The organism is Spirulina subsalsa FACHB-351, assembly GCF_026130165.1.
Taxonomy (GTDB): Bacteria; Cyanobacteriota; Cyanobacteriia; order Cyanobacteriales; family Spirulinaceae; genus Spirulina_A; species Spirulina_A subsalsa_A.
In genome coordinates this window covers 18,581-35,185 of sequence record NZ_JAIHOM010000052.1, presented here as the reverse complement: position 1 = coordinate 35,185, position 16,605 = coordinate 18,581, and the positions used below count along the sequence as shown (strand labels likewise).

General features: G+C 49.2%; 11 protein-coding genes. 3 read left to right on the top strand and 8 right to left on the bottom strand.

All coding sequences use genetic code 11. The features are described from left to right. Window positions 1-81: 81 nt before the first annotated feature. From K4A83_RS12030 to K4A83_RS11995, 8 genes are all read right to left on the bottom strand, one after another. A complete protein-coding gene (locus K4A83_RS12030) occupies window positions 82-1,320 on the bottom strand; it encodes a type IV pilus twitching motility protein PilT (RefSeq protein ID WP_265264808.1) in 1,239 nt (412 codons plus the stop codon). A 213-nt stretch (window positions 1,321-1,533) separates the two neighbouring features. Further along, on the bottom strand, window positions 1,534-2,691 hold the full coding sequence (locus tag K4A83_RS12025) for an NDP-sugar synthase (RefSeq protein WP_265264807.1): 1,158 nt from the start codon (window positions 2,689-2,691) through the stop codon (window positions 1,534-1,536). A 78-nt stretch (window positions 2,692-2,769) separates the two neighbouring features. Next, on the bottom strand, window positions 2,770-3,546 hold the full coding sequence (locus tag K4A83_RS12020; RefSeq protein WP_265264806.1) for a segregation/condensation protein A: 777 nt from the start codon (window positions 3,544-3,546) through the stop codon (window positions 2,770-2,772). A 20-nt stretch (window positions 3,547-3,566) separates the two neighbouring features. Next, complete coding sequence (locus tag K4A83_RS12015; protein ID WP_265264805.1) at window positions 3,567-4,370, bottom strand: hypothetical protein; 804 nt, start codon at window positions 4,368-4,370, stop codon at window positions 3,567-3,569. 17 nt (window positions 4,371-4,387) lie between these two features. Continuing rightward, a complete protein-coding gene (locus K4A83_RS12010; protein WP_265264804.1) occupies window positions 4,388-5,485 on the bottom strand; it encodes a saccharopine dehydrogenase family protein in 1,098 nt (365 codons plus the stop codon). Window positions 5,486-6,341: 856 nt separating this feature from the next. After that, on the bottom strand, window positions 6,342-7,775 hold the full coding sequence (locus K4A83_RS12005; protein WP_265264802.1) for a hypothetical protein: 1,434 nt from the start codon (window positions 7,773-7,775) through the stop codon (window positions 6,342-6,344). 307 nt (window positions 7,776-8,082) lie between these two features. Beyond that, a complete protein-coding gene (locus K4A83_RS12000; protein WP_265264801.1) occupies window positions 8,083-8,550 on the bottom strand; it encodes a hypothetical protein in 468 nt (155 codons plus the stop codon). A gap of 161 nt (window positions 8,551-8,711) precedes the next feature. Next, on the bottom strand, window positions 8,712-9,935 hold the full coding sequence (locus tag K4A83_RS11995; protein ID WP_265264800.1) for a bifunctional sterol desaturase/short chain dehydrogenase: 1,224 nt from the start codon (window positions 9,933-9,935) through the stop codon (window positions 8,712-8,714). A gap of 346 nt (window positions 9,936-10,281) precedes the next feature. Here K4A83_RS11995 and K4A83_RS11990 point away from each other — a divergent pair, with 346 nt between their 5' ends. The 3 genes from K4A83_RS11990 to K4A83_RS11980 all read left to right on the top strand — a co-directional run bounded on the left by K4A83_RS11990 (window position 10,282) and on the right by K4A83_RS11980 (window position 16,598). Beyond that, window positions 10,282-11,709, top strand: a complete 1,428-nt coding sequence (locus tag K4A83_RS11990; protein WP_265264799.1) for a glycosyltransferase — start codon at window positions 10,282-10,284, stop codon at window positions 11,707-11,709. A gap of 100 nt (window positions 11,710-11,809) precedes the next feature. Further along, on the top strand, window positions 11,810-11,956 hold the full coding sequence (locus K4A83_RS11985) for a hypothetical protein (RefSeq protein WP_265264798.1): 147 nt from the start codon (window positions 11,810-11,812) through the stop codon (window positions 11,954-11,956). Next, the gene (locus tag K4A83_RS11980) at window positions 11,946-16,598 is read left to right on the top strand and encodes a PAS domain S-box protein (RefSeq protein WP_265264797.1); all 4,653 of its coding nucleotides are present in this window, start codon (window positions 11,946-11,948) and stop codon (window positions 16,596-16,598) included. Before K4A83_RS11985 ends, K4A83_RS11980 begins: the two co-directional genes overlap by 11 nt. Window positions 16,599-16,605 lie beyond the last annotated feature (7 nt).

The window sequence follows — 16,605 nt, the reverse complement described above, 5'->3', positions numbered from 1 at the left end:
GAGCGGGGGAGCGGGGGAGCGGGGGAGCAGGGGAGCAGGGGAGAGGATTCCCGACTCCCCGAGTTATTCACCAGACCCTTGTTAAACCCGACCGCGTAGCATTTGAGCCATTTCGTTGGGGGTGGGAGATTTTTCTAACGCCGTCTCTTCGGTAATTCGTCCCTCTTGATACAAACTATACAGGGCTTGGTTCATGGTCAACATCCCATCAAATTCCCCTTGTTTCATTAACTCGTGCATTTCCTCATAGTTCCCTTTGGCGATATATTCTTTCATGGTTTCTGTATTGATCAGAATGTCATGAAAAGCCGCCCGTTTGCCGTCAGTGGTACGACATAACCCTTGGGCAATAATCGCTACCACTGATTCAGCCAAGGCAATCCGCATGGAAATTTGTTCTTCGGCGGTGTATAGGTTCAAAATCCGCTCAATGGTTTTGACCGCACTGTTGGTGTGCAAGGTTCCCATCACTAAGTGACCCGTTTGCGCCGCTTTGAGAGCAGTGTTTACCGTGCCTTTATCCCGCATTTCCCCTACCAGAATCAGGTCTGGATCTTCCCGTAAGGCGGCTTTGAGCGCGTTATCAAACAGGAGGGTATGGGTACCGACTTCCCGGTGTTTGACTAAAGATTTTTGACTTTTATGGATGAATTCAATGGGGTCTTCAATGGTGATGATGTGTTTAGAATGTTCTTTGTTGATATAGTCCACCATTGCCGCCATGGTGGTGGATTTCCCGGATCCTGTGGGGCCTGTGACCAAGATTAAGCCCTTGTGTGCGTCGGAAATATCCTTAAACACAGGGGGTAAGCGTAACTGCTCCATGGTCAGGATTTTTAAGGGAATCAACCGCATGACGATGGCTGGACCGGTGAGGGTGTCAAAGACGTTAATCCGTACTCGGGCAAAGTCGTATTGTTTGGCGGTGTCTAGTTCTTTAGTATCTTTGAACTGTTGGATTTCTTGTTCTGTGACAATTTCGTGCATCCAACTCCAGAAGGTGTTGTCATCGGTGATGGGATAATCGAGTTTCATCATTTCACCGCGATCGCGCACCCTTGGTTCTTCCCCTACTCCTAAGTGAATATCCGAGAACCCATCTTTATTCGCCCGGTTAATAATTTCCTCCATGGAAGGATGTCCGGGGGTGCGTTGGGGTTTGTCCGATTTGGCAATAGCTGGAGCAATGGGACGACCTGCCGCCCGGGCGGGTACGGCCATCTGTTGGGTGACATCCGACGCTGCGGCACCCCGTCCCGGTGGGGGCGGTGCCGCAGGAGGACGACGGGGAGGGGCGGGAGGGCGTTGGGATTGTGTCATAACAAAACAACTCCGTGTGGTGTTAAAGCAGACTGCTGGGATCAAGGTTTCGTGATTAACCTTTCTCCATTAAACCGCAGTTCTCCCCAAACGAGGGGGGAGGGTGTTGACAAGACTAGGCTGTTCAGTAAGGCTTGCTTTGCCACTACGTGAACATTAACGCCGAGCGTGCCGTTAGGCATATAACTCTACTCGTGGGGAGAGGTAAGCAGTTCACTCTCTTAACAACTCCTCAATCGCCTTCCGTTCGGCTGGTTCTTGATGGGGGGGGGATTGTCGAGCGTCGGTAATCAACCAGTCTAAAGCGGCGGCTTGAACGTCAATGGTTGCGCCATTTTTATCCACACAATAACGCCCAAAAACTAACTTATCTACTAACCGAATGCCTGCACCGAGACGGGAATATTCAAAAATTACACTATTATCCACCGTTGCACCACTACAAATATGACAACTCGGGCCGATCATGGTGGGTCCGATAATGGTGGCTCCGTCTTCAATGCGGGTCATGCCGCCAATATAAACGGGGCCTTTGACGTGGACTTTATCCCAGTTCACCACCACATTTAATCCGGTATAAACTCCCGGAAAAACTTCTTTTCCCGGGATGGCAACGTTGCGGACATCTCCTTGTAAGACGCTGCGAATGGCGTGCCAGTAATCGGGAACTTTACCAATATCAACCCATTGAAATTCTCGGGCAATGGCATAAAAGGGGGCGTTACTTTCCACTAATTTAGGGAATAAATCTCCCCCAATATCAAAGACTTGATTGGAGGGAATATAATCAATCACTTCGGGTTCAAAAATGTAGATCCCGGTGTTGATCATGGTGCTTAAGGCTTCTTCGACGGAGGGTTTTTCTTGGAAGGCTTTGATGCGGCCTTCTTCATCGGTGACAACTACGCCATAACTGGATACTTGGTCTTTGGGGACAGTTTTGGTGACGATGGTGGCGATCGCACCTCGGGATTTATGCCATTGAATGGCTTCGGTTAAGTCCAGGTCAATCAAGGCATCGCCGCAGAGGACAATAAAGGTATCATCGAAAAAAGGGGAAAAATCTTGAATCCGTCGCAGGCCCCCAGCAGATCCCAAGGCTTCTCCGACTAACTGACCATCCATAATCCGCCCTTCAAAGGAGTAGGCAATTTCTACCCCAAACCGTTGACCATCGCGAAAATAGCTTTCAATTTCGTTGGCGAGGTGACTGACATTGACCATAACTTGATCAAAGCCATGCTGACGTAGGAGTTCTAGCAGGAACTCCATCACGGGTTTTTGTAAAATCGGGATCAATGGTTTTGGAATGGTGTAGGTAATTGGACGAACCCTTGTTCCTTTCCCAGCCGCCAGAATCATGGCTTTCATCGTTATACTTTCCCCTCGAACCTTTACTGTAAATCTGCGTTTGTCTTGTTTGATTGTATCCCAATCCCTGATCCTCAATCAGGGGGAAATGGGCTTAATGGTCAGGTCTTGATAAAATTCTTGTTGTTCTAACTCGACTTTGGATTGAGCGGAGAGCAGGAGGAGCGCCCAAAATACCCCTACTCGGTCGTGGGTGGAGGGTTGAGAGGGTGAGGATTGCCCTTGCTGCTGACTCCAGAAGGCCACCAGTTGGTCGAGGGCGATTTTCTCCTGTTCTCCGGCGATTTGTTGGAAGTTTTGGCTCAAAAACTGGTCTAATAGTCCGGCCATTTCCGTTAGGTTTTCGTTGTGGGCGAGTTCGGCAATGGTGCGGAGGGCTTCTCGCCGAGAGGGGGAACGCGATCGCACCCGAGGTTTAGCGGGTTTGGACTCTAAGACTACGGCCATCGCCTCAATCTGCTCGATTAACTCCTGTAGGGTGACTCGTCTTCTCCGCAGGGGTGGGGCGGAAGGACGGCGGCGAATATGCCGCTCTAAACGGGTCGGTAAGGCGCGTTCGGGGCGCGCTAGGTCATCTGAGTCAAATTCTCCGATTTCCTCGTCTTCTGGCTCTTCCTCGACCTCATCTAGGGTGTTGGCTTTGAGCAATACCAGCATGGAAGCCCAGAGGAAGGCCTGGCCGGACTGGGGCAGGTCGGCGGTTTCTTTGCCGGGTTCTAAATCTCCGGTTAGGGCGAGTTTACTCAGATAACGGTCGATGACTTCAATCACCTGCACATCCCAGGGGTCAATTTCGCCCCGTTGGGCAAGGTCGAGTAAGACGGCGATCGCTTCTTGAGCGAGATTAATGGCCATAGGCTAGAACTATCAAGGGTTTAGGAGTCGCTGGCTTCCACAATTTTCATCCCCGGTGCGTTGACCAGTTCCCGTTCACCTTGAAACACGAGGAGACGAGTGGGGCCGTCTCCATCTTCCCGCATTTCACTGGACAGGGTATAGGTGTAGTCGCCATTACTCCAAGTCATGTTACAGATGCCATTGCGGCAAATGGTCATCCCTTCATCAAGGGCGAGACAATTATTTTGGGCATCACAGCCATAGTAGGTCATGCCTTGGCTGCCGATGTCTCCGAGTTCCATTCGTCCCACAGTGACAGTCCATTGGCCATTACTCCAGACTTGCCAACTGTCTCCTAATAGCACCACATCGGAGATTAATTGTTCTTGGCGAGTTTTGCCGCAGGGTTCGTTACTTTCACAGTCGGCGACATTCTCTAGGCTATAGAGGAGGCGGACTTTTTGGTTGATCAGTTCAGATTGGCGATCGCACACTTCAAACGTCGCCCCCAAATCAAACACCTGTCCTTGAGGATCCATCACTTGGGTATAACACATTAAATCCCCCGCCTGTAAACGGGTAAAAGTCGCCCGTTGAGGGTAACTGGTCACAACTTCTTCCTCTGAGGTGCTAGAGATTCCGCCCGACGCTGGGGTTCTGTTGGGGGGGGCTTGAGTCACGTCTGAGGGAGATTGTCCGGTTGTTGTCGGGGTTTCCTGTGCCTCCGGGGGAGCCGTTGCCTCGCCAGAAGGGGCGTTACTCTCAGGAGTGCCACAGCCCGCCATTAACAGCATAACCGCCATCATCCCAGCACTGAACCAGCGTCTTTTGTGAATTACCATCAATTTTTGTCCCTTAATTATTTGCATTCAAGCCGATCTTCTCCTTCCATCCATTGCACACCCTCCCCTAATCCAGCTTGGTAAACTATCTCCCAGTCGAAACATTCAAACGGAAGATGCACCCCATAGGTCGGATTTTCTAAGACAAGTTTTGTTAAAATTCCCGCCGCCCGTGCGGTAATGCCATAATCTGAGGGAACAATCAGCGTTCCCCAACGACTGCGGGCTTCTCCGGCAATTTTCCCCTGTACTTCTACGCTAAGGGCAGCCGTTTCCGGTTGTTCGGGTTGGTGAGATTGGGCAATTTGATCGGCTAAAGAGATCATCAAGGGCGAGGTGGCTAATTTCGGCAACCATCCCAAATGTTGCAAAAATCGGAATCCCTGATTAAGGAGTGGACGGTTCCAGGCGGTCCAATAGCGCACAGGGAAATCGGGGAAAAACGCCCGTAACTCTTGGGCTTCCATGTGGTTGATTAGATGAACCGACTGTTGAGGGGCGAGGTCGCCAAAGCCGAGGGAACGGGTTTTGAGAAAGCCCGGAATGAGGTCATGAGGGGGGTGGATATCCGGCACCGGGGCAGCAATAATGCCGATCATATCTAGAATACCGGAGCGACCCACCCGAGCATTGCCATTTTGCAACAAACCTAAATCCACGGATTGCACCGCGTCCCAGTTTTGGCTGAAATATTTGACCATTAAACCCGATAAACCGGGGAGAAACCCCACCCCTAAGAGCAGGGAAACCTTTTGAGCTTGGGCTTCGGAGTCCAACTGTCGCACTTGTTGGGTGAACTCCCGTTTAGCGGTGACATCAATGCAGGGAATTCCTCGACGGAGACAAGCCCTTTGGATGCGAGGTTCTGGTTGATTGAGGGCGACTAGGGCAAAATCAACCCCCGCTAAGGCTTGATCTAGACTGGTGTCTGAATGGGCATCCACTCGGGTAGAGGTGGTTTGTCCTCCTAATTGGCGGGCTGTGGCGGCTCCTCGTTGGGGATTGCGATCGCCCACCCTCAGCCACAACTCCTCCCCCAACACCTGCCGCAACTGTTCACAGATTAATGTACCAAGTACACCCGACCCCCCTAGGACAATTCCCGTTAAACTCATGTTCTCCTCCTCACCCGTAAACCTACAACTATTGGGGGAGCAATTGCTCAACCAGCCACGCCCCATTCTAACTTTTCCCCCACCCCCCGTAGATTGGGTGAAGCGCAGCGCAACCCAACAAAACAATTGATAATCAATAATTAATAATTGTTAATTGTTTCGCGATCTGTAGATTGGGTGAAGCGCAGCGCAACCCAACAAAACAATTGATAATCAATAATTAATAATTGTTAATTGTTTCGCGATCTGTAGGTTGGGTGAAGCGCAGCGCAACCCAACAAAACAATTGATAATCAATAATCAATAATTGTTGATTGTTTCGCGATCTGTAGGTTGGGTGAAGCGCAGCGCAACCCAACACCCCCCCAAATCAAAAGGAGAAACCGGGTTTCTGCTAAGGTGTAGCGGGAAAACAGAGAGTTGACCTCCTCACCGGACTAAAGCCACGGTGATTCCCAAACCTCACGATTTGAGTTTCTGCTTCACTCACATCTGCGTACACCACCAACTTTCATTAGTTATGTCCCCGTCTTACGCCATGTCCACAGACTTTTTAACCCGTTACAGAGTCCCGATTCCGCCAGCCCGGCGGTACGGTGTCCAATCAAGACTGTGCTTGTTGCTTGGATATTTTACTCGTGCCAGCTTTTCGACACGAAACCCGCTATATCCAATTTTCAAGGTGCTAATATCGAATAGCCTTGGTTTTCGCTTTTCGATATTTCCAATATTACCAGAAAAATACAAAGCCGTCCTTAAAGGACGGGGTTTCAGACCCAGGAGGTTTTGATGAAAGAAACCCGGTTTCTGAGTGGATGAACACCCCCCACATCACCCAACCTACGGACTGCTCTTTTTATCGGTTTTTCCAGAATTTCCGGCAAAGATAGGTCAGCAGGGCAAAAAAGAGGCCGACTCCTAAACTGTAACTGAAGGTTTGGAGGGCTGGATTGGTTGGGATATTCTCCTCGGTTGAGGTTTGGGGTAGGGTGAGGGAGAAACTATGGGCAAACATTACCCCACTGCCAACTCCTACGCCAATGATAAGGATTAGGGTGTGGAGGGTGCGATCGCGCTCGGCTTGATCTATCTCTGTAATCCCGCGAATGGTTGCGATCGCCTGATCCAACAACTGCAAGCCATGCCGCAAATAAAACAAATTCGCCTGAATCTGGGCTTGATATTTCGGGCAATCCTGTTGATAAAACTCCTCTAAAAATACTAAGTCCGCATTCCGCCAATGTCCCAATTTCTGCAACCGTTGCACAACTTCAGTCAGTTTCTCTTGATAATTCTCCATATTAATTTTAATGGAGTTGTAGTTATACTCCAGATTGCGCAAAATTTGCGAATAATCTAAAGCCGTTTTCAGCAAATGTTTCAGTTTCAGCTTCAGGTTTTGCAGTTCTTGCTCCCTCAACGTCGCATCATTAGAAAAATTCTTAATTTCCGCAATATCCTGTTCTAAATCTTTGCAAATCTGAATCCCCTGCTGATAGTCCAGTTGACTATTTTCATAGGATTTAATCACTTTGTTACGGTAACAAAAAATATCGGTGAATTGCTGATAACAGTCAATAAAGTTTTCGCTGGTAGACTCGGAAAAGAAAAACCAGATTAAAATATGACCGTTAGGATCTTCATGGCAGGGAATCCCATACTCAAAAATGGGGCTACCGAATAATTTTCCAGTTTTATAAAATGGCAATTCTTGCTGAGAAGTAACGTCAGGTTCTAATCCCGTAAAAATTCGATAACACTCATCGGCAAGTTGCCTTAATTCTTTCGTTTTTTTCCGTTGTTGTTCTTGGTTTAAAAATCCCGTAATTAAAACCGTTTGCCCTAAATTACTTTTAATGGTTTGTCGGGCAAAACAACTAGCGGGGTTAAAGTTTTTTAGGTCATCAATGGCAACGGCATCCACTCCCTCCCCTTGGGGGTAGCGAATATTTAACCCCAAGGCGTAACTATCCTCAATCCACAGGGGATAAATCCGCCCTTTTAAGCTGTTTTGTCCCTCATGTTCTAAGGGAACAGATAAGTCAATGGGTAAGCTACTTTTTTGGTCATTATTATTTAATAAATGAAGGCGGGTGGGTGGGAATTTACCCGATTTTAGCTCGAAATTAATCTCATTAATATCAAGATGAAATTGACTTAAAATAGTTTTACTAGTTTTATAAATCCACTGTGGATCAACCAATTCTCCCCGATTATCTGAAACAATAAATTTTGCATTTTGAAAGGCAAAGAGATAAATGTTCGGGGCATAAATTGGTTCATCAATCATATTTTTTTCCTTAAGTTAACCCAAATCAATTAAAGCTTATCTGGTCTTGATGGTCTTGGCAAGCAGGTGTTTTTGATTTTACTTGGGTTGGGTTTCGCTGTCGCTTTAGCCAACCTACAAGTTTTTCCGCTAGTTTACCTGGGTTGGCTTGCGCTGTCGCTTTAGCCAACCTACAAGTTTTTTCGCTAGTTTACTGGTGTTGGGTTGCGCTGTCGCTTTAGCCAACCTACAAGTTTTTTCGCTAGTTTACTGGTGTTGGGTTGCGCTGTCGCTTCACCCAACCTACAAATTTATTCGGTAAGGAACACTAAGCTGGGGGTAAGACTTGCTTCAGGGCAACAATACTTTCTGCAATTTGTTGTTTTAAGCCTTCAGCACCGGGAGGAGAATCACTAGATTCTTGACGAGATAAGTTACTTTCTCGGTCGTTTAAATCAGTTAATAAATCCGGTGAACCTTGACCATTACACCAGATGTTAATCGCACGAGCAACGGCTTTAGGAGTTTCTTCGGGTAAGTTATTGAGTTTTTCCGTTAGTTTAGGTAAGTTTTCTTTAGCGCGTGGGGGCAAGATAAAAGAACTTTGGGCTAATTGGGTAAAGGCTTTAATGGTGTTTAAATAGGCCATCAATGCCTCAATATCTTCTGGGGGAATTTCTACAACGGGAGTTTCTGGGACGGCAGTGGGGCTATGTTCAAAGCTGCTGTCAAGGTTTTGAAAGTCGGGGGTATAGGGTTTAGAACTGTCGGGGGTGTTGGAGGTTTCTGGTGTCATCGTTTTGTTGGGTCAATAAAAAACGGCACAAGGGGCAGTTAAACGGGTGGGAGTGTTGGGGAATTGAATCCTTAAAGGCACTCTGACCGATGGTGTGGCCACCTAACTTAGATCAAGTTCATTGTATCGCTATGTGGATTCTCTGCTTGCTGTGATGGCCGTTATTGAGGGCTTGGGGGGCGCTGGGTGAAGAGTTTAAAGTAGCTGGAGACGAAAAACTCTTTGAGGGGGAAGGCGAGATAGGTGATGGGGTTGATGGTGACAATGATGTTGCGGGTGTCTCGTTGGGCCTGTTTAACCACTTGTCGGGCGACCCAATCGGCGGACATGACTCCAATGGGGTTAAGGTTACTTTTAAAGGGGCCGAGGATGATTTTGCGAATGATGCAGGGGGCATCTAAACGCCGTAGGGTGACTAAATCGCCGAGGGTGCGCTTGCTGAGTTCATAGAGGGGGCTAAAGGCGGGGTTTACTTCGGCTTCGGAAGTGTTGACCCAGATTTCTTTAGTGGCGATGTGGTCGTTGGTGCGGACGGTTTTGAGGAAGAGTTCTAGGAGTCGCCAACTGGAGAAGGTGTTAATTTCGTAGGATTGGGCGATCGCATTTTCCTGACAATTACCATGAACATTCACGCCATGATTCAAGATCAGGATATCGATTTTCTCTAATTCTTCGGCTAGGGCTGCTTCTTCCCCCACTTGCCAGGTGAGGGTTTTCAGGGGGGTAGTCTCCCCATCTAATATGACGGCCTCTGGGCGAGAGGTTAAAGCGATAACCTTGGCTCCCCTAGCTTTGAGGTGGGTTAATAAGGCTCGCCCCATTGTGCCGGAAGCGCCTGTTACTGCAATCCGCTTGCCTTTGAGTGATAGTGCTGTCCCCATAATTTGATCGACAAAGGTAAAAGTTCCGCAATAGTAGGCCTGTTGGTCGTCGAAGTGATGCCGCCAGTGATAAGTGCGGTTGACGAACCAATGGGCGGGGATTTCTTTGAATGGACCCGGACGATGGGTTAAGTCTGTGAGTTCATCGGCATAGGCTAAACCACTGCCTCGGGCGATCGCACTCAACAAAAAGCCCAAGGTGTAAACTGTTCCCAGCCACACTAGCCCCCCGTGAGGGAACGCCCAAATCCAGGCCAAAAGTCCGGGCAGCAGACTAAAGCTCAACATAACCAAGGCTTCTGGTAAATCATTGTACCAGTGGGCTTGACGGTAGATTTCCTCACTGACGGGGGTTAAGTCGCGACGAAATACCCGATGATGCCAGACGTGCAAGCGATACAATGGCGGCCAAAGGTGCGCCAAAAGGTGATAGATGTCCCGAATCAACTCTACCCACAAAATGGAAAGCATTGAGGCGGCGATCGCCAGTAACCACTCATTCATTCTAAACCGTCACGCCATTTCACTAAGGGTTGCCCCAGAAGTATATCCGTTTCGGGATAGTCTAGGGAAGGGGAGCAGGGGAGCAGGGGAGCGGGGGAGCAGGGGAGCGGGGGAGAGGGAATAATTCTTGATTCTTCGACTCCCAATTCTCGACTCCCGACTCCCGATTGGGCGCCCAAGCGCAACTACGAACCGGATTCTCGATTCCCCAAGACAGAGATTTTGACCATTCCCAAGAGGATCGACCCAGCATTCGTTAGAATTGCAAACAGTAGATATCCGCGTATCCTCGGTGATTTACGCCCCCGTCTCCGATTTTGGCACTTTACCCCTTTAAGAACCTGCTATGTCCGATAATTTTTGGTCTAACCCTGAAGAAAGCGATTTAGAACTTGATCCCCTAACCTCCCTGTTGGCGGAATGGTCTGATCCCGCAGAAGACGAAGAAGACTTTAACAGTGATTTCTTTCTCGGTTTAGAAGGCCGTCGGCGCAAAGCAGCCTTTACCCTGATTATGATTTGGGGGATTGTGATTGCTCTGCACCTCGTCGCTTGGGGGACTTGGCTAGTGTTGAGTGTTACGGGGATTTTGGCCGTCTATTGCTTACGGCTCATTTTAGCCAAACCCGCCGCCGATCCTCTGCCCCTCACCGAGGGAGAATTAGCCGCGGCTCCCACAGTATCCTTGCTCGTGGCCGCTAAAAATGAAGAGGCTGTCATTGGGCGCCTAGTTCAAACCTTGTGCGCTGTGGACTATCCCCAAGACAAGTATGAGGTTTGGGTGATTGATGATGCGAGTAGCGATCGCACACCGGAACTTTTAGACGCTTTAGCCCTAGACTATCCTCAATTGCGGGTTGTCCATCGTCCCCCCAATGCCGGAGGGGGCAAATCGGGCGCCCTCAATCAAGTCCTACCCCAAACTCAAGGGGACATCATCGGCGTGTTTGATGCCGATGCCGTGGTAGCCGAAGACATCTTACGTCGTGTCGTACCCATGTTCCAACCGGAAAATGTGGGCGCGGTGCAAGTGCGCAAAGCCATCACCAATGCTGCTCTAAATTTCTGGACCAAAGGCCAAGCCACAGAAATGGCCCTAGATAGTTATTTTCAACAGCAACGGGTCGCCATTGGGGGCATCGGGGAACTAAGGGGCAATGGTCAATTTGTCCGTCGGAAAGCCTTAGCCAGTTGTGGGGGCTGGAATGAAGAAACCATTACCGATGATTTAGATTTAACCATTCGCCTCCATTTAGACGACTGGGACATTGATTTTTGTCTCTTCCCGGCCGTTTATGAAGAGGGAGTCACCCGCCCCCAAGCCCTCTGGCACCAACGCAGTCGTTGGGCAGAAGGAGGTTATCAACGCTATTTAGACTACTGGCGCTTAATGGTGCGGAAACCGATGGGCTTTGTGAAAACTCTGGATTTGCTGATGTTTGTCATGACCCAGTACATTTTCCCCACGGCCTTAGTCCCCGATGTGATGATGATGCTCCTACGCCATCACGGTTCTGTTTTAGCCCCCCTCTCTGCCCTGACGGTACCCTTTGCCTTTGTAGGAATGTCTATGGGGTTATCTCGCATTAATCGCCCTTCTCGCTTCTCCTTTGCCCAGTTGTTGGGGTATTGGGGGCAAAGTTTACGCGGCACTCTCTATATGTGTCATTGGATTGTGGTCATGGTAGCCACGACGGGGCGGATGTCCATTCGTCCTAAGCGCTTAAAGTGGGTGAAAACGGTTCACCAAGGGAGTGAGGAACGTTTAGCGTAACGGTCAATAGGGTGCGTCAAGTCTAATCACTTCGGTAACAGAAGGAATCTTTGAAATTCTGGCGCACCAATGATAATTAGGTAACACTGACTAATCAATCTTGACTCCCGATTGGGCGCTAAAGCGCAACTACGAACCGGATTGGGCGCTAAAGCGCAATTACGAACCGGATTGGGCGCTAAAGCGCAACTACGAACCGGATTGGGCGCCCAAGCGCAACTACGAACCCTATTCCCGTGATAGTTGAAATCATGGTAGATGATGCTCCCGAAGGCAAAACATGGGTCGATCATGCTCCCTTAGCGATCGCACCGAACACCTCCCTACAAGCTACCATTGCGGCCATGAGCCAACGGCAGCCCCCCGTCAGTTATGCCCTAATCGTAGACCAAGGTCACTTACAAGGCATTATCACCGAACGGGATATAGTGCGATGTTTAGCCCGTCCTCCCCATCCCCTCAGTGGGTCAAAAATTACCGTGTCTGACCTCATGACACGGCAATTAATCACCGCAGAACTCTCCGACTTACAGGATTTAGTCTCCACCCTAAAAATTCTCCAATCCCACCACATCCGTCACCTCCCCATTCTAGACCGAGGCCAACTCTACGGCATTGTCACCTTAGCCAGTTTGCGCCAGTTTTTACAGCCCCTAGATATCCTGCGCATTCGGCAAATTCACGAGGTGATGACCCATTCAGTCATTGATGCAGCCCCCCACACCTCCCTGTTAAATATTGCCACCTTAATGAGTAGCCATCAGATCAGTTGTGTGGTGATTGTGAAAACCGTCCGGCGACAGAAGCACCCGGTTAAAATTCCTGTGGGCATCGTCACCGAACGAGATTTAGTCCAGTGGCATAATCAGGATCTCTCTCAAGTGAAAGCGAAGGAGGTCATGAGTTCTCCGGTCTTTGCTCTCCCCCCCGATGCCTCCCTCTGGACAGTCCATGAGGCCATGTGTCGGCGTGGGATGCGGCGCGTGGTGATTGTAGGGGAAGAGGGGGAATTATTGGGGCTGGTCACTCAGACCAGTGTTTTGGAGGCGGTGAACCCCCATGATGTGAATGACATCATTGCCAGTTTACAGGCTCAAGTCGAGGACTTACAGGACAAAAACCTCAAATTGCTCCAAGAGCGCAACAGTCGCCTAGAGGTCGAAATTCGCCAACGAGAGGAAGCCGCCGCCGCCTTACAAGCTAGTGAAAAACGCTTTCGGGCGACCTTTGAAGTGGCCGGGGTGGGGATGGCGTTGATTAGTCTGGAGGGGCAGCTGTTGGAGGTTAATTCTAAACTGTGTGAGTTATTAGAAGAGCCGCCAGAACAGTTATTAGGGAAACATTGGTATGAGTTAATCGCCGATGAGTATATCCCCATTACAAAACAACAGGTTCAAGTCTTGATGACTGGGGAACAAGTACCGTTGAACGGGGAAAAACGCTATAAAACAGCCCGAGGGGAGGAAATTTGGGTACATACCACCCTGTCGTTAGTACAAACCGAGAGCGGGGAACCGGATTATTTAATCGCCGTGGTGGAAGATATTCGGGACCGTAAACAACGGGAACAAAAGCTTCGGGTTTTTGAACGGGCGATCGCCGCCTCTCCCAATGGCATTATTATCAGTGATGCCACCGGAGGGGACTATCCCGCCATTTACGTCAATCCTGCTTTTGAATCCCTCACAGGTTATATCTCTTCTGATGTCCTCGGCCGCAATTTCCTGTTTTTGCAAGATCAAGACACCCAACAAGCAGGCGCTCGACAACTCTGGCAAGCCCTCGCCAACGCCCGGGAATGCCGCGTTACCCTGCGCAATTATCGCCGAGATGGGTCGATGTTTTGGAATGATTGTTCCATTGCTCCCGTGCGAGATCAATTGGGCAAAGTCACCCACTACATTGGCATTTACTCCGATATTACCCGCCGTCGCGAAGCCTTAGAATCCCTGACCAAACAGTTAAATCGCACCGTCTTACTGCGCCAAATTACCGAAAAAATCCGCCTCAGCTTGGATGTGAACCACATTTTCAACACGGCCGCCGAACAATTAGGCCAAGTGTTACAGGTGGATCGCTGTTTGATTCATACTTACTACCCCGATCCCCTGCCTTGCTTGCCTCTGGTGGCGGAGTATATTGTCGGCCCCTATGAATCCCTAGCCGGTTTTATGGTTCCCATAGAAGGGAATGCTCATGTTCAGACCGTTTTAACCCAAGATTCAGCCGTTGCCACCCCCAATGTTTACATGGATTCCCTGTTTTTGGGCCATCATGATCTCTGCCAGCACTTAGAGATTAAATCCATGCTGGTGGTGCGTACCTCCTACAATGGACAACCGAACGGTTTAATTTGCTTGCATCAGTGTTGTATCTTCCGGGAGTGGAATGACGAGGATATTGAGTTGATTGAGTCGGTGGCCGCCAGTTTGGGGATTGCGATCGCCCAGGCCTCCCTGTTAGAACAAGAAAAACAACAGAAACTCTATCTCGATGAGCAGAACTTTCAACTGCAACGGGAAATTGAGCAGCGAGAACGCATTGAGGAACAACTGCATCAAACCCTCCTCCGTTTAGAATTAGTCATTGAAGCCTCAAATGATGGATTTTGGGATTGGGACTTTAGGCAACAGACCATTTATTTCTCCCCCCGTTGGAAAGAAATGCTCGGCTACCTAGATCATGAACTCCCCAACACCTTCGAGAGTTGGGAAAAAGTCATTCTGCCCGAAGATCGGGTTTTAGCCTTACGTCTCGTAGAAGACTACAACCAAGGGAAAGTCCCCCGCTTCCTGATGACCCAACGGTTTTATCACAAAGATGGATCTATTGTTTATATCCTCTCCCGCGCCATTCACATCAAAAACGCTGCCGGGGAAGTAGTGCGCATGATTGGCTCCCATACGGATATTACCGAAACCATCAAGTTCCAAAACCGCTTACAAGAACAGTTAAACCAACTCCAAGAATTTGACCGGGCGCTCCAACAAAGTGAAATCCGCTATCGAGCCATTATCGAAGCCATTCCTGACCTGATGTTCCGAGTCCATCGCAGTGGCATTTATTTAGACTTTATCGCGGCTAAAAATTCCCCCAAACTCTTTGACCATCACCGCATTGGTAGGCACATGATGGATGTTGTTCCCCCAGAAATTGCCTCCCGACATCTGCAAGTCCTGAACCAAGTTCTCAGTAAGCGGGAAATGTGCATTTACGAGCAGGAATTTGCTTTAAATGGACAAACCTATCAAGAAGAAGTGCGCGTCACCCTGAGCGGGGACGATGAGGTTCTGTTTATGATTCGGGATATTAGCGATCGCAAACGCAGCGAAAAAGCCCTACAAGCCGCCAAAGAAGCCGCCGAAGCCGCCAACTTAGCTAAAAGCCAATTTCTCGCCACCATGAGCCATGAACTGCGCACCCCCCTCAACGCCATCCTCGGTTTTAGCCAAATCCTCCATCAAGACTCCAATCTCCACCCCGAACAAAAAGAGTATCTCGGCATCATTCAACAAAGCGGAGAACACCTCCTCGACCTCATTAACGACATCCTCGACCTCTCCAAAATGGAAGCCGGGCAAATCTCCCTAGATATCGCCCCCTTCAGCCTCCATGAACTCCTCGACCTCCTGCACAGTATGTTCTACCTCAAAGCCCAAACCAACGGCTTAACCTTCACCATCGAACGCCCCCCCAACCTACCCCAGTCTCTCCTCGGCGATGCCAGCAAACTGCGACAAATCCTCATGAATCTGCTCAGTAATAGTTGTAAATTCACCCAACAGGGTTATATTACCCTGCGGGTTAAAATCTTGCCCAGTTCCGATCCCCACCTCATCCCCCTCCAATTTTCCGTCATTGACACCGGCCCCGGCATCGCCCCTCAAGAACTAAATAGTATTTTTGAACCATTCGTGCAAACCGAAGTCGGACGCAACTCTCAACAGGGAACCGGACTCGGTTTGCCCATCAGTCGCCGTTTTATTGAACTCATGGGGGGTGACATGGAAATTGAAAGTCGCAACTGGCGGCTGGTATCTCGCCCGGAACATCCTCCCACCTTGGTTCCCTGTCCTGAAACGCCTCCCCAAGAAACCTGTTTTCGCTTTTCTCTGGTTCTGCCCGTGAATTCGGCTCTCTATTTATCCCCACCTGAAACCCAAACCATTATTGGCCTAGCCCCCCATCAACCCTCATGGCGGATTTTAATTGTGGAAGATATAGCCGTGAATCGTCATCTGTTGCGTTCTATACTCAGTCCCTTGGGATTCGAGATTAAAGAGGCCGAAAATGGAGAAAAAGCGATCGCCCTCTGGCAAACCTGGCACCCCCATCTCATCTGGATGGACATTCGGATGCCCGTCATGGACGGCTACGAAGCCACCCAACAAATCCGCCTACAAGAACGCCAACTCCCCCCCCAAACTCAACCCCCCGTTAAAATTATCGCCCTCACCGCCAGCGCCTTTGAACAACAACGCCAAGCCGTCCTAGATGCCGGATGTGATGATTTTCTCAGTAAACCCTTCCTCAAAAACCAAATTCTAGCCAAAATGCAAGAACATTTAGGCGTAGAATATTCTTATAGTAGTAACCCCCTTGTGACCTCAGAATACAATAGTCTAGAACCAGAATTAGCCGAAGTTCAGCCCTCATCTGACGCTTGGATTGCCCAACTCCAACAACAACCACAACCTTGGCTCAAACAATTTGAAGAAGCCGTGAGCATTGCTGATGAAGAACATATTTTTTCTTTGATTCAAGCCATTCCTTACCCCAATTCAGCACTAGCTGCCAGCTTAGAAATATTAGTCAAAAACTTTCAATTTGAGAAAATTCTCGAAGCCACCGCTCAAAGTTTAAAACAATTTGATAGACCCTCGTCCTAATTCAAGG